A 14,501-nucleotide genomic window follows, 5' to 3' on the forward strand; every position below is an offset into this window, starting at 1 on the left:
TTAGAGGGGGATCCCCGCACAGTCCCGCCATGACCACATCAGCACGCACGGGTCCCCGCCCGGCGGCCGGCGACCCGCTCCAGGACGGGCCGCCAGGTCTCCGGCGCCGCCACCCGGGCGCCGGCCACCTTGCCCGCGTCGTCGGCGCGGCGCAGCGCGAGGGCCGCCGCGAAGTCGGGGTCGGCCGCGAAGGCGGCGGCCTCCTCCGGGGTCATGGGGCCGCCCTGCCGGCCCAGCGTGCGCTCGCTCTCCGGGGACAGCGCGAGGTGCGGGTCGGTCGCCGCGAGACAGCGCTTGGCCGGAATGTGCAGGGCGACCAGGCGGGCGACCCGGGAGCTGAGCAGGCCCTCGACCGCCGCCGCGGCATGCGCGCCGTGTCCCGCCTCGTCGCCCGGCACGAGGCGGTGGCCGAGGTCGTGCACGAGCCCGGCCGCCTGCACCTCCTCGTCGTCCGGGTGGCTCGCGGCGAGCAGGGCGGCGACCTGGAGGCCGTGGTCGAGGATGTCCACCGGGTCGCCGGAGCGGTCCGGGGTGTCCCAGACGCCGGCGCAGCCGGCCAGCAGGTCCATCAGCGCGTCGACGGACGGGACGGGGCGGATCGGGTGGTGCGTCATGGGGCCACGCTGCCCCGGCGGGGTGTACGGCCGGGTGTACGAGGGGTGGCCGGGGGATGTCCGGTCCGTTCTTTCCCGCGCGGTCCGTGCGGGCATGGGCGTCGGCGTGCCGGGCACGCGATCCTGGTGGGGGTGGAGACCCGCGAGGAGGCCAGGAGGCGCCGCCGGTGATCGCCGTCAACCCGATGGACAGCGCCTCGGTGCTGGCGGCCTTCGGCGCGCTCGGGGTGCTGACGGTGATCTTCGCGGAGTCCGGTCTGCTGGTCGTCGGCTTCTTCCTGCCCGGGGACACGCTGTTGTTCCCGGCCGGTGTGCTGTGCGCGGGCACCGCCCAGCAGCCGCCGCGGCTGGCGTTGTGGCAGGTGCTGCTGTGCGCGGCGGTCGGCGCGGTGGCCGGGGGCCAGGTCGGCTATCTGATCGGGCGGCACGGCGGGCGGGCGCTGCTCGCGCGCACCTCCAGCCGGCGGGTGAAGGGCGCGGCGTCCCGCGCCGAGGAGTTGCTGGCCCGGTACGGCTACGGCAAGGCGCTGGTGCTCGGCCGGTTCGTGCCGCTGCTGCGCACGGTGCTGCATCCGGTGGCGGGGGCGCTGGAGGTGCCGCTGCGGCCCTTCACCCTCTGGCAGAGCGTGGGCGGGGTGCTCTGGTCGCAGGTCCTGGTGCTGGCGGGCTTCACCCTCGGCGCCTCCGTGCCCCGGGTGAACGACTATCTGCTGCTGCTGGTCGTGGCGGTCGTCGTGCTGTCGCTGCTGCCGCTGCTGCTGGAGGCCGCCCGGACCCGCCGCGAACGGCGGGGCACGCAGGGCCGGCAGGGCCGGCAGGAACGGCGGGACAGGCAGGAACGGCAGGAACGGCAGGACCGGCAGGAACGGCAGGACCGGCGCCGGCCCTGACCCGGTCCCACGCCGCCGGGGCGGGCGGTTACAGCGCGGCTCCCCGGTGTGTCACGCGTCCCGCCAGCACCGTCGCCACCACCGGCACCTGCGCCAACTCCGTGTCCGCGACGGCCAGCGGGTCCTCGGCGAGCACCGTGAGGTCGGCACGGTAGCCGACGGCGAGCCGTCCGGCGATCCCCTCCTCCCCCGCGACCCAGGCCGGGTTCACGGTCATCGCCCGCAGGGCCCGCAGCGGGGTGAGGGCCTGGTCGGGGCCGTGCGGCGGCAGGGAGAGGTCGGCGGGACGGCGGTGCCGGGCGCCCGCCATGACCTCCAGCGGCGGGTACGGCGCCACGGGCCAGTCGGAGCCGAGCACCACCCGGGCCCCCGCGTCCCACAGGTCACGGCAGCGGAAGGCGTGCCCGGCCCGCTCCTCGCCGAGCCGCCGCGACCAGTTGTCGGTGTGGTCGGCGCGGGTGAACTCGCAGCAGTGGGTCGGCTGCATGGACGCGGCCACCCCGAGCGGCGCGAACCGCCGCACGGTGTCGTCCGGCACGGTCTCGATGTGCTCGACGCGGTGCCGTACGGCGCCGGGACCGTCCGTCTGCGCCTGGGCCACGGAGTCGAGCACATGCCGTACGGCCGCGTCCCCGATGGCGTGGGTGGCGGTGGGCACCCCGGCCCGGTGCAGGGCGGCGATCACCCCGGTGTAGCGACGCGGGTCGGGCCAGAAGGCGCGGGTGGACTCCCCGTGCCGGTCGGGCGCCTCCAGCCAGGCGGTGCCGTTGTCGATGGTGCCGTCCATGAAGAGCTTCACACCGGCCACCCGCCACAGCGCCCCACCGGTGCCCTGGAGCCGGATCAGTTCGGCGACGGCGTCGTCGTCGGCCTCCGGCGGGCACCAGGGGTGCACCCGCAGCCGCAGCGGGAGGGCGTCCTCGGCCTCCAGCGCGGCGTAGACGGCGAGGGTGTCGCCGTTGGCGTCCATGGCGTGCCCGCCGGTGAGGCCCGAGGCGGCCATCGCGCGCAGCACCTCGGTGGCCCGGGCGCGGACCTCGGCCTCGGTCGGCCGGGGCGCGACGGCCTCCACGAGCGCGCAGGCGGCGTCCTCCAGCAGGAGTCCGGTGGGCCGCCCGTCCGCGTCGCAGACGATCTGCGAGCCCTGCTCGAAGGCGCGCGGCCCGTCGATGCCCGCCAGCTCCAGGGCGCGTGCGCCGGCCAGGGCGGAGTGGGCGTCGAAGAGTTCGATGAAGGCGGGGACGCCGTCGAGGACGGGCCCGAGGGCCGCGTGACCGACGGGCGCGCCGCCGAAGGCGTTGGGGTCCAGACCCCAGCCGCGCAGCCAGCCGCCCGGCGGCAGCGCGCGCACGGCGTCGGCGAGGGCGGCGCGTACGGCGTCGAGGTCGCGGCAGGCGGAGAGGTCCACGCCCATGGTGCGCTCGGCACCGGAGACGGGGTGCAGGTGCCCGTCGGTCAGGCCCGGCAGGACCACCGCGCCGCGCAGGTCCAGCACGGTGCTGCGGGGCCCGGCGAGGGCACGGGCCTCCCGGTCGTCCCCGAGCAGCACGATGCCGCCGTCCCGCGCGGCGAGCGCGGTGTGCGGCAGGAGGGCGCCGGTGCCGGGGTCGAGCAGCCGGGCGGAGAGCAGGACGAGATCGGCGGGCACGGGGCTCCTTCAGGAGGGGGACTGTTCGGTGGGCTCGGGGTGATCCAACGCGCCTGCGGACAGGCCGAGTTCACGCTCGGCGGTGCTGTGCGCCATGCGCAGCACGGCGGCGGGCCGGGCGGGGGTGACGGTGTTGACGTGGACGCCGAGGCCGTCGAGGACGACGAGGATCTGGACGGCGGCACCGAGGGGATCGGCGGTTCGGAACTCGTCCGCGGCCACGCCGTCCCGGATCAGCTCTTCGAGGCGCCCGCGCCAGGCGGCCTCCTGCCGGGCCACCCGCTCGCGCAGCAGCGGCCGGTAGCGGCTCAGGTGCCGGGCGTTGATCCACAGCCGGCTGATGGCGTCGTACTCCTCCCCGGTCGTCCGCCCCAGGAACCGCCTCAACCGGACGAGCGGCCCGGCCGCGGATCCGGAAGGCGCAGTGCCAACGGGCGTGGCACCGTCGGCCGCGGTTCCGGCGGTCGCGGTATCCGGCTCCGGTTCCCCGGTCGCGCCCCCCGCGTCCGGCAGCAGGCGGTCCAGTTCCGCGGTCGCCGCGTGGCCGAAGGCCTCGGCGACCAGTTCCTCGGCCGACGGGAAGTAGTGGCTGATCAATCCCGGGCGCACGGCCAGTTCCTCACCGATCCGGCGCAGGGTGACGCACTCCAGGCCCTCCGCCAGGGCGACGGCGGCGGCCGTGGTCACGATCTCCGCCCGCCGGGCCGCCGGATCCTTGCGGATCCGCTTGCGCTGAACGCTTGACGACATGACAGCGATGCTATTGAGTGTGCGACCAATAAGCAACTGGTCGCGTGCCCAACAAGCGCCCGGCCTCCCTTCCCCGCCGCTTCCGGAGGGCCCCATGGCGTCCACGCTCCCCGATCCCTGTCCCGACGCGCAGACCGCGCCCGGCGAGGGGCCCGCCCCCTCCCCCCGGGACTTCGGCGGCGTGGAGACGCACGGCATCGACCACATCCCGGACTCCGAACGCCGGGGCAGACCACGGGAGTTGTTCTCGGTGTGGGCCGCCGCCAACGTCAACTACCTGAGCCTGGTGGTCGGCGGCGCGCTGGTGCTGATGGGCCTGAGCCTGTGGCAGGCGCTCGCGGTGACCGTCGTCGGCAATCTCTTCTGGCTGCTCACCGGGCTGCTCGCGGTCCCGGGCCCGGCCGCGGGCGCGCCCAGCGAGGTCATCACGCGGGCGCTGTACGGGGTGCGGGGCAACCGGGTCAACAACGCGGTGACCGGCTGGCTGATCTCCGTCTGCTACTTCGCGCTCAACCTGGCCGCCGCCGCCACCGCGGCCTTCTCCCTGGTGGCCCGGACCGGCCTGCCCGTGAACTCCGCGGTCAAGGCGGTCGTCGTGGTGCTCATCGCCGCGGTCACCCTGGCCATCAGCGTCTACGGCCACTCCGCGATCGTGCGTCTCTACATGCCGATCACCCTGGTGCTGACGGTCGTGTTCGCCGTCCTCGCGGTCGCCGTGCTGCGGCACACGGACTTCTCCTACGCCCCGCACCGGCCTCTGAGGGGCGACGCGCTGTGGGCGACCGTCCTGGCCGGCGTCGCCCTGATCGCCTCCGGCCCCCTCTCCTACACCACCAGCGCCGACTTCTCCCGCTATCTGCCGCGCACCACCTCACCCTGGGCGGTGGCCGGCTGGACGGCGCTCGGCGGCTTCCTGCCCGGCGTGGTGGTCTGCGGGCTCGGCGCGTGCGCGGCCACCGCCGTCGACATGAACGACCCGCAGTCGGCGCTGCAACCGCTGCTGCCCGCCTGGTTCCGGCCGCTGTTCCTGCTCGCGCTGGTCCTCGGCACCGTCGCCCTGAACGCGCTGACCGCCTACAGCGCCGGTCTCGCCCTCCAGGCCGTCGGCATCCGCATCCGTCGCTCGCTCAGCGTCCTGGTCGACGGCACGGTCTCCGTCTCGCTCACCCTGTACGCGCTGCTCGTCTCCGACTTCCTGGACACCGTAGGCAATGTGCTCCAGCTGACCGTGGTCCTGCTCGGCCCCAGCACCGCCGTGTACGCCGTGGACATCCTGCTGCGCCGGGGCCGCTACGACGGCCCCGCCCTCACCGACGAGTCCCCCACCGGCCGCTTCTGGTACACCGGTGGCGTCAACTGGCGTGGGGCGCTTGCCCTTTCGGCGGGCGTCGCCGCCTCCGCGCTGTGCGTCGACACGGTCTACACCGGCCCGGCGGCCGCGGCCCTCGGCCATGTGGACCTCGCCCTGCCCGCGGGCCTCCTGGTCTCCGCCGCCGCCTACGCCCTGCTGATGCGCGGCCCGGGGCGCACAGGCGTCCGAGTCCCGCCGCGCTCTGGACGGCCCCCCGGCCATCCGTGAGACTGGGCCGGGACGGACGCCCCGGCCTCCAGGACGGTGACATGGAAGTAGAGGAAGTCCCCCGCGTCGAACTCACCCCGCGCGCCGAGGAACTGGTGCGCCGGCTGCGCGCCGCGCACGGACCGCTGATGTTCCACCAGTCCGGCGGCTGCTGCGACGGCAGCGCGCCCATGTGCTACCCGGACGGCGAGTTCCGCACCGGCGACTCGGACGTACTGCTGGCGGAACTGGACGTGACGGGGGTGGCCGAGCCGGTCACCTTCTGGATGTCCCGCAGCCAGTACGAGGCCTGGCGCCACACCCGGCTCATCGTGGACGTCGTGCCGGGCCGCGGCAGCGGATTCTCCCTGGAGGCACCCGAGGGGGTGCGTTTCCTCACCCGTTCTCGCGTAGTCGACGCCTAGTCCTCCCGCTGTCCGCGACCTTCTGGTGCACTGCCCCTGACCACAGGGACGGTTGACGAGACATCAGGGGGCACGGTGACCAGACGTCGCGGGCGTTCGGCAGCGGGCAGAGCGGTTCTCACGGTTGTCACGGCGTTCGGTGTACTGGCCGGCGCGGCCCTCGCGGGGGCGGCGCCGGCCGGTGCCGTTCCGGAGGGGAGGAGCATCGCCCCGGGCGTCACCTACCGGGAGTTCGACGTGCCCGCGGCCGCGGGGACGGCGCACGCCCATCTGCTCACGGTCGACCTCGGCAATCCGCACGTCCGCGTCGGCCTGCTGCACCCAGGGGCGGTGGCCGCCCGGGCCACGGTCTCCGCGATGGCGGACGCGGGCAAGGCACTCGCGGGCGTCAACGGGGACTTCTTCGACATCACCGAGACCCAGCACCCGGGCGTCGACGCCACCGGCGCGAGCGTCGGCCCGGCCGTCGCGGACGGTCAGGTGCTCAAGGCCGCGGTGCCCGGCGGCCAGCGGTTCGGGCCCGCGCTGCCGCCGGGCACCACCACCGAGGACGTCGTCGGTGTGGGCACCGACCACCGGGCCCGTCTGGACCGCCTCTCCCTGACCGGCTCGGTGCGCACCCCGGCGGGCACGCTCCCACTGAAGGGGCTCAACCAGTACGCGCTGCCGCAGAACTCGATCGGCGCCTACACCACCTGGTGGGGCGCCGCCTCCCGTGAGCGGGCCGTGTGCGGCACCGACACCGACCGGGGTGCGGGCTGCACCACGGACGCCTACGAGGTGACCGTGCGCGGCGGCCGGGTGGTCTCCGCCGCGACCGCCCCGGGCAGCGGCGCGATCCCGGCGGACACCACGGTCCTGGTGGGTCGCGAGGAGGGCGCCCGGCAGCTGCGCGCGCTCGCCGTCGGGGACGCGGTGACCGTCACGCACTCCCTGACCGCGGCCTCCTCCGCGGTCGCCTACGCCTTCGCGGTCGGCGGCTTCCCGGTGCTGCGGGACGGCAAGCCGCTCGCCGGGCTGGACGACACCGCCTCGGCGGTGCGCACGGCGGTGGGGTTCAACGGCGGCGGCCGGCGGCTGCTGATCCTCGCGCTGGACGGGGCCGCCGCCTACCGATCCGGCCTCACGGTCGCCGAAGAGGCCGCCACCATGCGGTCGTTGGGGGCGTCCTACGCGTTCAACCTGGACGGCGGCGGCTCCTCCGAGATGGTCACCCGGGACCCGGGCGCGGCCTCGGTGACCGTCCGCAACCATCCGAGCGGCGGCGCCGAACGCCCCGTGGCCAACGGGGTCGGTGTCTTCGAGACGGGCTGACCCGGCCGTGGGCTCAGGGCCGCAGGCTGCTGACCAGGTCGGCCGTAGCGTCGAGCCCGCTGTGGATGGTGGGCGCCATGCTCGTGCACGCCAGATAGAAGCCGAGCAGCATGCAGACCAGGCCGTGGGAGACCTTCAGCGAGCCGTTGCGCATGAAGATCACGGCCAGGATCAGGAGCAGCAGCACCACTGAGATGGAAATCGCCATCGGAACCTCCTCCGCCACGCCCAAATGGGGCATTCGGTCGCAAGTGTGGCGTAGCGGAGGGTTCCGTCGGGCGGCTGGCGTGTCCGCCGAACGTGTGGTGTCTCGGCGGTGCGGCTCAGGGCGCCCGCAGGTCGACCAGTTCGGCCAGCGCCTCGCGGTGGGCGCCCGCGGTGCCGTAGGCGAGGGAGCCGGCCTTGGCCCGCTTGAGATACAGGTGCACGGGGTGCTCCCAGGTCATGCCGATCCCGCCGTGCAGCTGGAGCGCCTCCTCGGTGGCGTGGACGGCGACCGGGGCGGCGTAGGCCTGGGCGACGGCCACCGTGATGTCGGCGTCCTCCCCCGTGGCCAGCGCGTCGGCGGCGGCACGGGCGGCGGCCCGCAGACTGACCACCTCCAGCCAGAGCTGGGCGAGCCGGTGCTTGAGCGCCTGGAATCCGCCGACCGGCCGGTTGAACTGCTTGCGCTCCTTGAGGTAGCGCACCGTCTCCGTCAACGCCCAGTCGGCCACGCCCAGTTGTTCGGAGGCGAGGAGTCCGGCGGCGGCCCGCAGCGCGCGCCGCACGGCGGGTGCGGTGTCACCGACCCGGCGGCCGGGCGCGCCGTCGAGGGTGACGGTGGCGAGCGGCCGGGTGAGGTCGAGGGAGGGCACCGGGGTGCGGGTCACCGCGTCGGCGGCCACGGCGTACAGTCCGCCGTCGTCGGCCGGTACCAGCAGCACGTCCGCGGCGGTGGCGTCCGCGATGCCGGTCAACTCGCCGTGCAGCACGCCGTCTTCGACCCGGACCGTGCGCACCTCGGCGCCCGGGGCCACGTGCAGCCCGACCGCCAGCACGCCGATGGTGCGCCCGGTGGCCAGCCGGCCGAGCAGCTCCGCGTCGCCGCAGGCGAGCAGGGCCTCGGTGGCCACGACCGCACTCGCGAGATACGGCACCGGAGCGACGGCCCGCCCCAACTCCTCCAGGACGACGGCGACTTCCCGGTGGGAGGCGCCCTGCCCGCCCTGTTCCTCGGGGATCAGGAGTCCGGCGAGGCCCATGCTCCCGGCGAGGGACTTCCACAGATCGAGGTCGTGCGGGGTGCCGGACTCGATCCGGGCGATGACGTCGGCCGCGGCGCAGTGGTCCGTGAGCAGGTCCCGCACGGCGGCCCGCAGCGCCTCTTCCTCCTCCGAGTACAGCAGGTCGGTCATCGGGCCAGGTCCTTCCAGGCGACGTCCTTGTCGGTGCGCGGCTCGGCGGGCAGCCCGAGGACGCGCTCGGCGACGATGTTGAGCAGGACCTCGCTGGTCCCGCCCTCGATGCTGTTGCCCTTGGCCCGCAGATAGCGGTAGCCGGCGTCGCGGCCGGTGAAGTCCACCAGTTCGGGGCGGCGCATGGTCCAGTCGTCGTACAACAGGCCTTCCTCGCCCCGGAGTTCCACTTCCAGGCCGCTGATCTCCTGGTTGAGGCGGGCGAAGGCGAGCTTCATGCCGGAGCCCTCGGGTCCGGGCTGGCCCGCGACCAGCTGCTGGCGCAGCCGCTCGCCGGTGAACCGGGCGACCTCGGCCTCCACCCAGAGCCTCAGCAGCCGCTGGTGCAGGTCGTGGGTGCGCGCCTCGGGCCGTTCGCGCCAGGTCCGGGCGACCGGGCCGATCATGCCGCCCTCACGGGGCAGCCGCATGCCGCCGATGGAGACGCGCTCGTTCATCAGCGTGGTCTGGGCGACCCGCCAGCCCTCGCCGACCTCGCCGAGGCGGCGGGTGTCGGGGATACGGACGCCGATGAGGAAGACCTCGTTGAACTCGGCCTCACCGGTGATCTGCCGCAGCGGCCGCACCTCGACACCGGGGTCGGTCATGTCGCAGACGAAGTAGGTGATGCCCTGGTGCTTGGGCAGGTCCGGGTCGGTGCGGGCGATCAGGATGGCCCAGCGGGCCAGGTGGGCGCTGGAGGTCCACACCTTCTGCCCGTCGACCACCCACTCGTCGCCGTCCCGGACCGCCCGGGTGCCGAGCGCGGCCAGGTCGGAGCCGGCGCCCGGCTCGCTGAACAGCTGGCACCAGACCTCCTCGCCGGTCCACAGGGGTCGCAGGAAGCGCCGCTTCTGCTCCTCGGTGCCGTACTTGAGGATCGTGGGCGCGGCCATCCCGAGTCCGATGCCGATCCGCCGCGGGTCGTTGTCCGGGGCGCCCGCCGCCGCCAGCTCCGCGTCCACGGCCGCCTGGAGCGAGCGCGGCGCGCCGAGGCCGCCCAGCCCCTGCGGGTAGTGCACCCAGGCGAGCCCGGCGTCGAAGCGGGCGCGCAGGAAGTCCAGCCGTTCGGTGTGCTCCGGCGGGTGTGCGGCGAGGAACTCCCGTGTGCGGTCGGCAAGTTCGTCGGCGCGGCTCACGACGCTCCCTCCAGGACCACGGCGACCCGGCCGGTGGTACGGCCCGCCGCCACCTTCTGCACGGCGGCCGCGGCCCCGGCCAGCGGCACCCGCTCGCTCACCAGCGGCTTGATCGCGCCGCGCGCGGCCAGTTCGGTCAGCTGCTCGTGGCAGCGCAGGACCAGCTTGGGGTTCTTGGTGTTGTACAGGCCCCAGTGCAGGCCGACGATCGAGTAGTTCTTCACCAGGGCGTGGTTGAGCGCCGGGGTGGGGATGGTACCGCCGGCGAAGCCGACGACCAGGATGCGGCCCTCGAAGGCGGCCAGTTTGGCGGACTGGGCGTAGGCCTCGCCGCCGACCGGGTCGTAGATCACATCGGCGCCGCGCCCGCCGGTGGCCTCCTTGACGGCGGCGACGACGTCCTCGGTGCGCCGGTCCACCACCACGTCGCAGCCCAGTTCCCGGGCGACGGCGGCCTTCTCGGCGCCGCCGACCACACCGATGACGGTGGCGCCGGCCGCCTTGCCGAGCTGCACGGCGGCGCTGCCCACACCACCGGCCGCGGCGTGCACCAGCAGGGTCTCGCCCGCCTCCAGCCGCGCCCGCCGGTGCAGTCCGAACCAGCCGGTCTGGTAGCCGATGTGCAGGGCGGCGGCCTCCGCGTCGTCCAGCGCCTCGGGTGCGGGCAGCACGGCCGCCTCGTCCGCGACGGTGTACTCGGCGAAGCCGCCGTACGGCAGCGCCGGGGTGGCGATCACCCGGCGGCCGTCCTCGGTCTCGCCGCAGATCTCCACGCCCGGGGTGAACGGCAGCGGCGGGCGCACCTGGTACTGCCCCCGGCACAGCAGCGCGTCCGGGAAGTTGACGTTCGCCGCCCGCACCCGCAGCAGCACCTGCCCGTCGCCCGGGGTGGGCCGCGCGGTCTCGGCGAGACGCATCACCTCGTCGGGCTCGCCGTTCTCGTGCACCTGCCATGCCTGCATACGGGGCCTCCACGCGACCGCATCGTCCGACCGGGTTCCGCCCGCATACTAAGCGGTCGCTTGCCCGTGAGGGAACACCCCCCGTGGAGGGCTCACCTCGGCGCCGCCGGGCGCGCCCGCACATGCATCCGCTCCCCCTGCGGCCCGAACAGGCTCAGGAACTCCGCCGGCCCCTCCCCCGTCGACCCGAACCAGTGCGGCACCCGGGTGTCGAACTCGGCCGCCTCCCCGGCCGACAGCACCACGTCGTGCTCCCCGAGCACCAGCCGCAGCCGCCCGGAGAGCACGTACAGCCACTCGTACCCCTCGTGGGTGCGCGGGTCCGGCTCCTCCTGGCGTCTGGGTTCGAGCACCTTGAAGGCCTGGAGGCCGCCGGGCTGGCGGGTCAGCGGCCAGAACGTGCGGCCGTACCGCCGCACGGGCTCGGCCCGCACCCGGGGATCGCCGACCGGCGGGGCGCCGACCAGTTCGTCCAGCGGGACCTGGTGGGCCTGGGCGATCGGCAGCAGCAACTCCAGGCTGGGCTTGCGCAGCCCGGACTCCAGCCGGGACAGCGTGCTCACGGAGATGCCGGTGGCCTCGGACAGCGCGGCCAGCGTCACCTCCCGCTCCTTGCGGATCCGCCGCAGCCGGGGACCCACCTCCGCCAGAACGTCTTCGGTACCCATGAGTCCATTGCAGTTTCGGCAAAGATGTTTGTCAATCCCGCGGGCTTCGGGCGACCGTCGGGGGCGGAGGTGGTCACATGACCGAGAACATGGCCGCGCGCCACGAGGTGATCGTCGTCGGCGGCGGGGCGGCCGGGCTGTCCGCCGCGCTGGTGCTGGGCCGGGCCCGGCGCCGGACGCTGGTCGTGGACGCGGGCGAGCCGCGCAACACGCCGTCCCCCCACATGCAGGGCTATCTGACCCGGGACGGCATGTCCCCGGCGGACTTCCTGACCGCGGGCCGGGAGGAGATCGCCCGGTACGGGGTGGAGCTGGTCCGCGACCGGGTCGTGGACGCGAGCCGTGACGAGGACGGCTTCACCGTCGTCCTCGCGGGCGGGGACACCGCGCGGGCCCGGCAGCTGGTGGTCGCCACCGGGCTGCGCGACGAGCTGCCGCCGCTGCCGGGGCTGGCCGAACGGTTCGGCCGGGATGTGCTGCACTGCCCGTACTGCCACGGCTGGGAGGCCCGCGACCTGCCGACCGGAGTGCTCGCCACGTCGGCGCTCAGCGTCCACCAGGCGCTGATGGTCACGCAGTGGTCGAAGGACGTCCGGCTGTTCCTGCACCGCGTGCCGGAGGCGGAGCTGGCGGACGAGGACCTGCGGCGGCTCGCCGTCGCCGGGGTCGAGGTGGTGCCCGGGGAGGTCGCGGGGCTCGTCGTCGCCGACGACCGGCTCACCGGCGTACGCCTCGCCGACGGCACGGTGCACGACCGCGAGGTGCTGTACGCCGCGCCGCGGCCCGTGCCGCGGAACGAACTGTTCGTCCGGCTGGGCGCCGAACTGCGCGAGACGCCCTTCGGCGCCTACCCGGTGATCGACGAGCGGGGCCTGACGACCGTGCCCGGACTGTGGGCGGCGGGCAACGCGAGCGGCTTCGCCGAGCAGGTGGTCAACGCGGCGAGCCGGGGGTACCGGGCGGGCGCGGCGATCAACGGGGAGCTGCTGTTCGCCGACCTGGACGCGGCTCTGGGGTAGCGCCGCTCTCGGGTGCCGGGCGCAGGTGTCGGGGCCGCCCGCGCGGTGCACTCTGAGGGCATGTTGCTGAGTCGGCTCGCGCAGGTGTCGGGTGAGGTCGCCGCCACGGCGGCGCGATCGCGGAAGATCGGGCTGCTCGCGGAGCTGTTCCGCGAGGCGGACGCGGAGGACGTGCCGGTCGTCATCCCCTATCTGGCGGGACGGCTGCCGCAGGGCCGGCTCGGCGTCGGCTGGAAGGTGCTGGGCCGCCCGGTGCCGCCCGCCGCCGAACCGGTGCTCACCGTCCGCGAGGTGGACGCGCTCCTCACCGACCTGGGCAAGGTCTCCGGACCCGGCTCCCAGGCGGAGCGCGCCCGGCTGGTCGGCGAGCTGCTGGGCGCGGCCACCGAGCCGGAGCAGCGCTTCCTGCGCGGCCTGCTCACCGGTGAGGTCCGCCAGGGCGCGCTGGACGCCGTCGCGGTGGAGGGCCTGGCACGGGCGACCGGCGCGGACCCGCACGACGTACGGCGGGCGGTGATGCTGTCGGGCTCGCTCCAGACGGTCGCGCGGGCCCTGCTGGGCGAGGGGACCGCCGCGCTCGACCGGTTCCGGCTCACCGTGGGCCGCCCGGTGCTGCCGATGCTGGCGCACAGCGCCTCCTCCGTCGCCGAGGCGGTGGGCAAACTGGGCGCCTGCGCGGTGGAGGAGAAGCTGGACGGCATCCGGGTGCAGGTGCACCGGGACGGCGACTCGGTGCGCGTGCACACCCGCACGCTGGACGACATCACCGCCCGGCTGCCCGAAGTGACCGCCGCCGCACTGGAGTTGAGGGGCGAGCGGTTCATCCTGGACGGCGAGGTGATCTCCTTCGACGCGGCCGGGCGGCCCCGCTCCTTCCAGGAGACGGCGGGCCGGGTCGGCTCCCGTACCGACGTGGCGCGGGCCGCCGGACAGGTCCCGGTCTCCCCCGTCTTCTTCGACGTGCTCGCCGTCGACGGCCGTGATCTGCTCGACCTGCCGTTCGCCGAGCGGCACGCGGAGCTGGCCCGGCTGGTGCCCGAGCCGATGCGGGTGCGGCGCACGGTGGCCGGGGGGCCGCGGGACATCCCCGAGGCGGAACGGTTCCTCGCCGAGACCCTGGCCCGGGGCCACGAGGGCGTGGTGGTCAAGTCGCTGGACGCGCCGTACAGCGCCGGCCGGCGCGGCGCCGCCTGGCTCAAGGTCAAGCCCGTGCACACCCTCGACCTGGTGGTCCTGGCCGCCGAACGGGGTCACGGCAGGCGCACCGGGAAACTCTCCAACCTCCATCTCGGCGCGCGCACCGCCGACGGCGGCTTCGCGATGCTCGGCAAGACCTTCAAGGGCATGACGGACGCGATGCTCGACTGGCAGACCGAGCGGCTCGGGGAACTGGCGGTCGAGGACGACGGCTGGACGGTCCGGGTCCGCCCCGAACTCGTCGTGGAGATCGCCTACGACGGCCTCCAGCGCTCCTCCCGCTACCCGGCCGGCGTCACCCTGCGCTTCGCCCGCGTGCTGCGCTACCGCGAGGACAAGAGGCCCGAGGAGGCCGATACGGTGGAGGCCCTGCTCGCGGCCCACCCGGAGGTCACACCGTGACGGTGCGAAGGACGAAGCGCAGTGCGGGGCTGCTGGTGTTCCGGCCCGCGCCCGGGGGGATCGAGGTGCTGCTCGGCCATATGGGCGGACCGCTGTGGGCGAAGAAGGAGGCCGGCGCCTGGACCGTGCCCAAGGGCGAGTACGAGGGCGACGAGCCCGCCTGGGAGGCCGCCCGGCGCGAGTTCCGGGAGGAGCTGGGCCTCACGCCGCCCGACGGGGAGGCGGTACCGCTGGGCGAGGTCGTGCAGAAGAACGGCAAGGTCGTCACGGCCTGGGCGGTGGCGGGCGACCCGGACCTGGCCGGTTTCACCCCCGGCACCTTCACCATGGAGTGGCCCCCGCGCTCGGGCCGGCGCCAGGAGTTCCCCGAGCTGGACCGGGTGGCCTGGCTCGGGCTGGAGCGGGCCCGTGAGGTGATCATCACGGCACAGGCGGAGTTTCTCGACCGGCTGGCGGAGCACTCGGCCTGAAACAGCGAC

At 74.8% G+C, this 14,501-nt stretch carries 15 protein-coding genes; 7 read left to right on the forward strand and 8 right to left on the reverse strand.

Going from position 1 to position 14,501, the window contains the following annotated elements:
- Positions 1-38: 38 nt before the first annotated feature.
- The gene (locus BLW85_RS07980; RefSeq protein WP_074991686.1) at positions 39-614 is read right to left on the reverse strand and encodes an HD domain-containing protein; all 576 of its coding nucleotides are present in this window, start codon (positions 612-614) and stop codon (positions 39-41) included.
- 167 nt (positions 615-781) lie between these two features.
- Between BLW85_RS07980 and BLW85_RS07985 the strand changes: the two genes are divergently transcribed.
- Positions 782-1,504, forward strand: coding sequence for a DedA family protein (locus BLW85_RS07985; RefSeq protein ID WP_079172301.1), 723 nt, complete (start codon positions 782-784; stop codon positions 1,502-1,504).
- 28 nt (positions 1,505-1,532) lie between these two features.
- Here the strand turns inward: BLW85_RS07985 and BLW85_RS07990 are convergent, their stop codons facing one another.
- Together BLW85_RS07990 and BLW85_RS07995 are read right to left on the reverse strand one after the other, a co-directional pair.
- A complete protein-coding gene (locus BLW85_RS07990; protein WP_074991687.1) occupies positions 1,533-3,152 on the reverse strand; it encodes an amidohydrolase in 1,620 nt (539 codons plus the stop codon).
- Positions 3,153-3,161: 9 nt separating this feature from the next.
- Positions 3,162-3,902, reverse strand: a complete 741-nt coding sequence (locus BLW85_RS07995) for a TetR/AcrR family transcriptional regulator (protein ID WP_074991688.1) — start codon at positions 3,900-3,902, stop codon at positions 3,162-3,164.
- A 94-nt stretch (positions 3,903-3,996) separates the two neighbouring features.
- Between BLW85_RS07995 and BLW85_RS08000 the strand changes: the two genes are divergently transcribed.
- The 3 genes from BLW85_RS08000 (at position 3,997) to BLW85_RS08010 (ending at position 7,199) form a co-directional block, all read left to right on the forward strand.
- On the forward strand, positions 3,997-5,481 hold the full coding sequence (locus BLW85_RS08000) for a purine-cytosine permease family protein (RefSeq protein ID WP_074991689.1): 1,485 nt from the start codon (positions 3,997-3,999) through the stop codon (positions 5,479-5,481).
- Between the two features lie 41 nt (positions 5,482-5,522).
- Positions 5,523-5,885 carry a DUF779 domain-containing protein gene (locus BLW85_RS08005; protein ID WP_070028123.1) on the forward strand — a complete coding sequence of 121 codons (363 nt, stop codon included), beginning with the start codon at positions 5,523-5,525 and terminating at the stop codon, positions 5,883-5,885.
- A gap of 75 nt (positions 5,886-5,960) precedes the next feature.
- Complete coding sequence (locus BLW85_RS08010; protein WP_079172302.1) at positions 5,961-7,199, forward strand: phosphodiester glycosidase family protein; 1,239 nt, start codon at positions 5,961-5,963, stop codon at positions 7,197-7,199.
- A gap of 13 nt (positions 7,200-7,212) precedes the next feature.
- On the opposite strand, the gene BLW85_RS08015 is transcribed toward BLW85_RS08010, so the two are convergent.
- From BLW85_RS08015 to BLW85_RS08035, 5 genes are all read right to left on the reverse strand, one after another.
- A complete protein-coding gene (locus BLW85_RS08015; RefSeq protein ID WP_070028124.1) occupies positions 7,213-7,407 on the reverse strand; it encodes a hypothetical protein in 195 nt (64 codons plus the stop codon).
- A 115-nt stretch (positions 7,408-7,522) separates the two neighbouring features.
- Entirely contained in the window at positions 7,523-8,596 is a 1,074-nt protein-coding gene (locus BLW85_RS08020) for an acyl-CoA dehydrogenase family protein (RefSeq protein ID WP_070028125.1), read from the reverse strand.
- On the reverse strand, positions 8,593-9,774 hold the full coding sequence (locus BLW85_RS08025; RefSeq protein ID WP_074991690.1) for an acyl-CoA dehydrogenase family protein: 1,182 nt from the start codon (positions 9,772-9,774) through the stop codon (positions 8,593-8,595). Before BLW85_RS08025 ends, BLW85_RS08020 begins: the two co-directional genes overlap by 4 nt.
- Positions 9,771-10,736, reverse strand: a complete 966-nt coding sequence (locus tag BLW85_RS08030; protein WP_070028127.1) for an NADPH:quinone oxidoreductase family protein — start codon at positions 10,734-10,736, stop codon at positions 9,771-9,773. Before BLW85_RS08030 ends, BLW85_RS08025 begins: the two co-directional genes overlap by 4 nt.
- A 92-nt stretch (positions 10,737-10,828) precedes the next feature.
- Complete coding sequence (locus BLW85_RS08035) at positions 10,829-11,404, reverse strand: helix-turn-helix domain-containing protein (protein WP_070028128.1); 576 nt, start codon at positions 11,402-11,404, stop codon at positions 10,829-10,831.
- A gap of 77 nt (positions 11,405-11,481) precedes the next feature.
- Here BLW85_RS08035 and BLW85_RS08040 point away from each other — a divergent pair, with 77 nt between their 5' ends.
- The 3 genes from BLW85_RS08040 to BLW85_RS08050 are packed head-to-tail and all read left to right on the forward strand — an operon-like array spanning position 11,482 to position 14,492.
- The gene (locus BLW85_RS08040) at positions 11,482-12,423 is read left to right on the forward strand and encodes an NAD(P)/FAD-dependent oxidoreductase (protein ID WP_074991691.1); all 942 of its coding nucleotides are present in this window, start codon (positions 11,482-11,484) and stop codon (positions 12,421-12,423) included.
- 60 nt (positions 12,424-12,483) lie between these two features.
- Positions 12,484-14,022 (forward strand): ATP-dependent DNA ligase, encoded by a 1,539-nt coding sequence (locus tag BLW85_RS08045; protein ID WP_074991692.1) that lies wholly within the window; start codon positions 12,484-12,486, stop codon positions 14,020-14,022.
- Positions 14,019-14,492 (forward strand): NUDIX hydrolase, encoded by a 474-nt coding sequence (locus BLW85_RS08050; RefSeq protein ID WP_074991693.1) that lies wholly within the window; start codon positions 14,019-14,021, stop codon positions 14,490-14,492. The genes BLW85_RS08045 and BLW85_RS08050 overlap by 4 nt, the downstream gene beginning before the upstream one ends.
- The last annotated feature ends 9 nt before the right edge of the window (positions 14,493-14,501 follow it).

This window comes from Streptomyces misionensis (assembly GCF_900104815.1).
Taxonomy (GTDB): domain Bacteria; phylum Actinomycetota; class Actinomycetes; order Streptomycetales; family Streptomycetaceae; genus Streptomyces; species Streptomyces misionensis.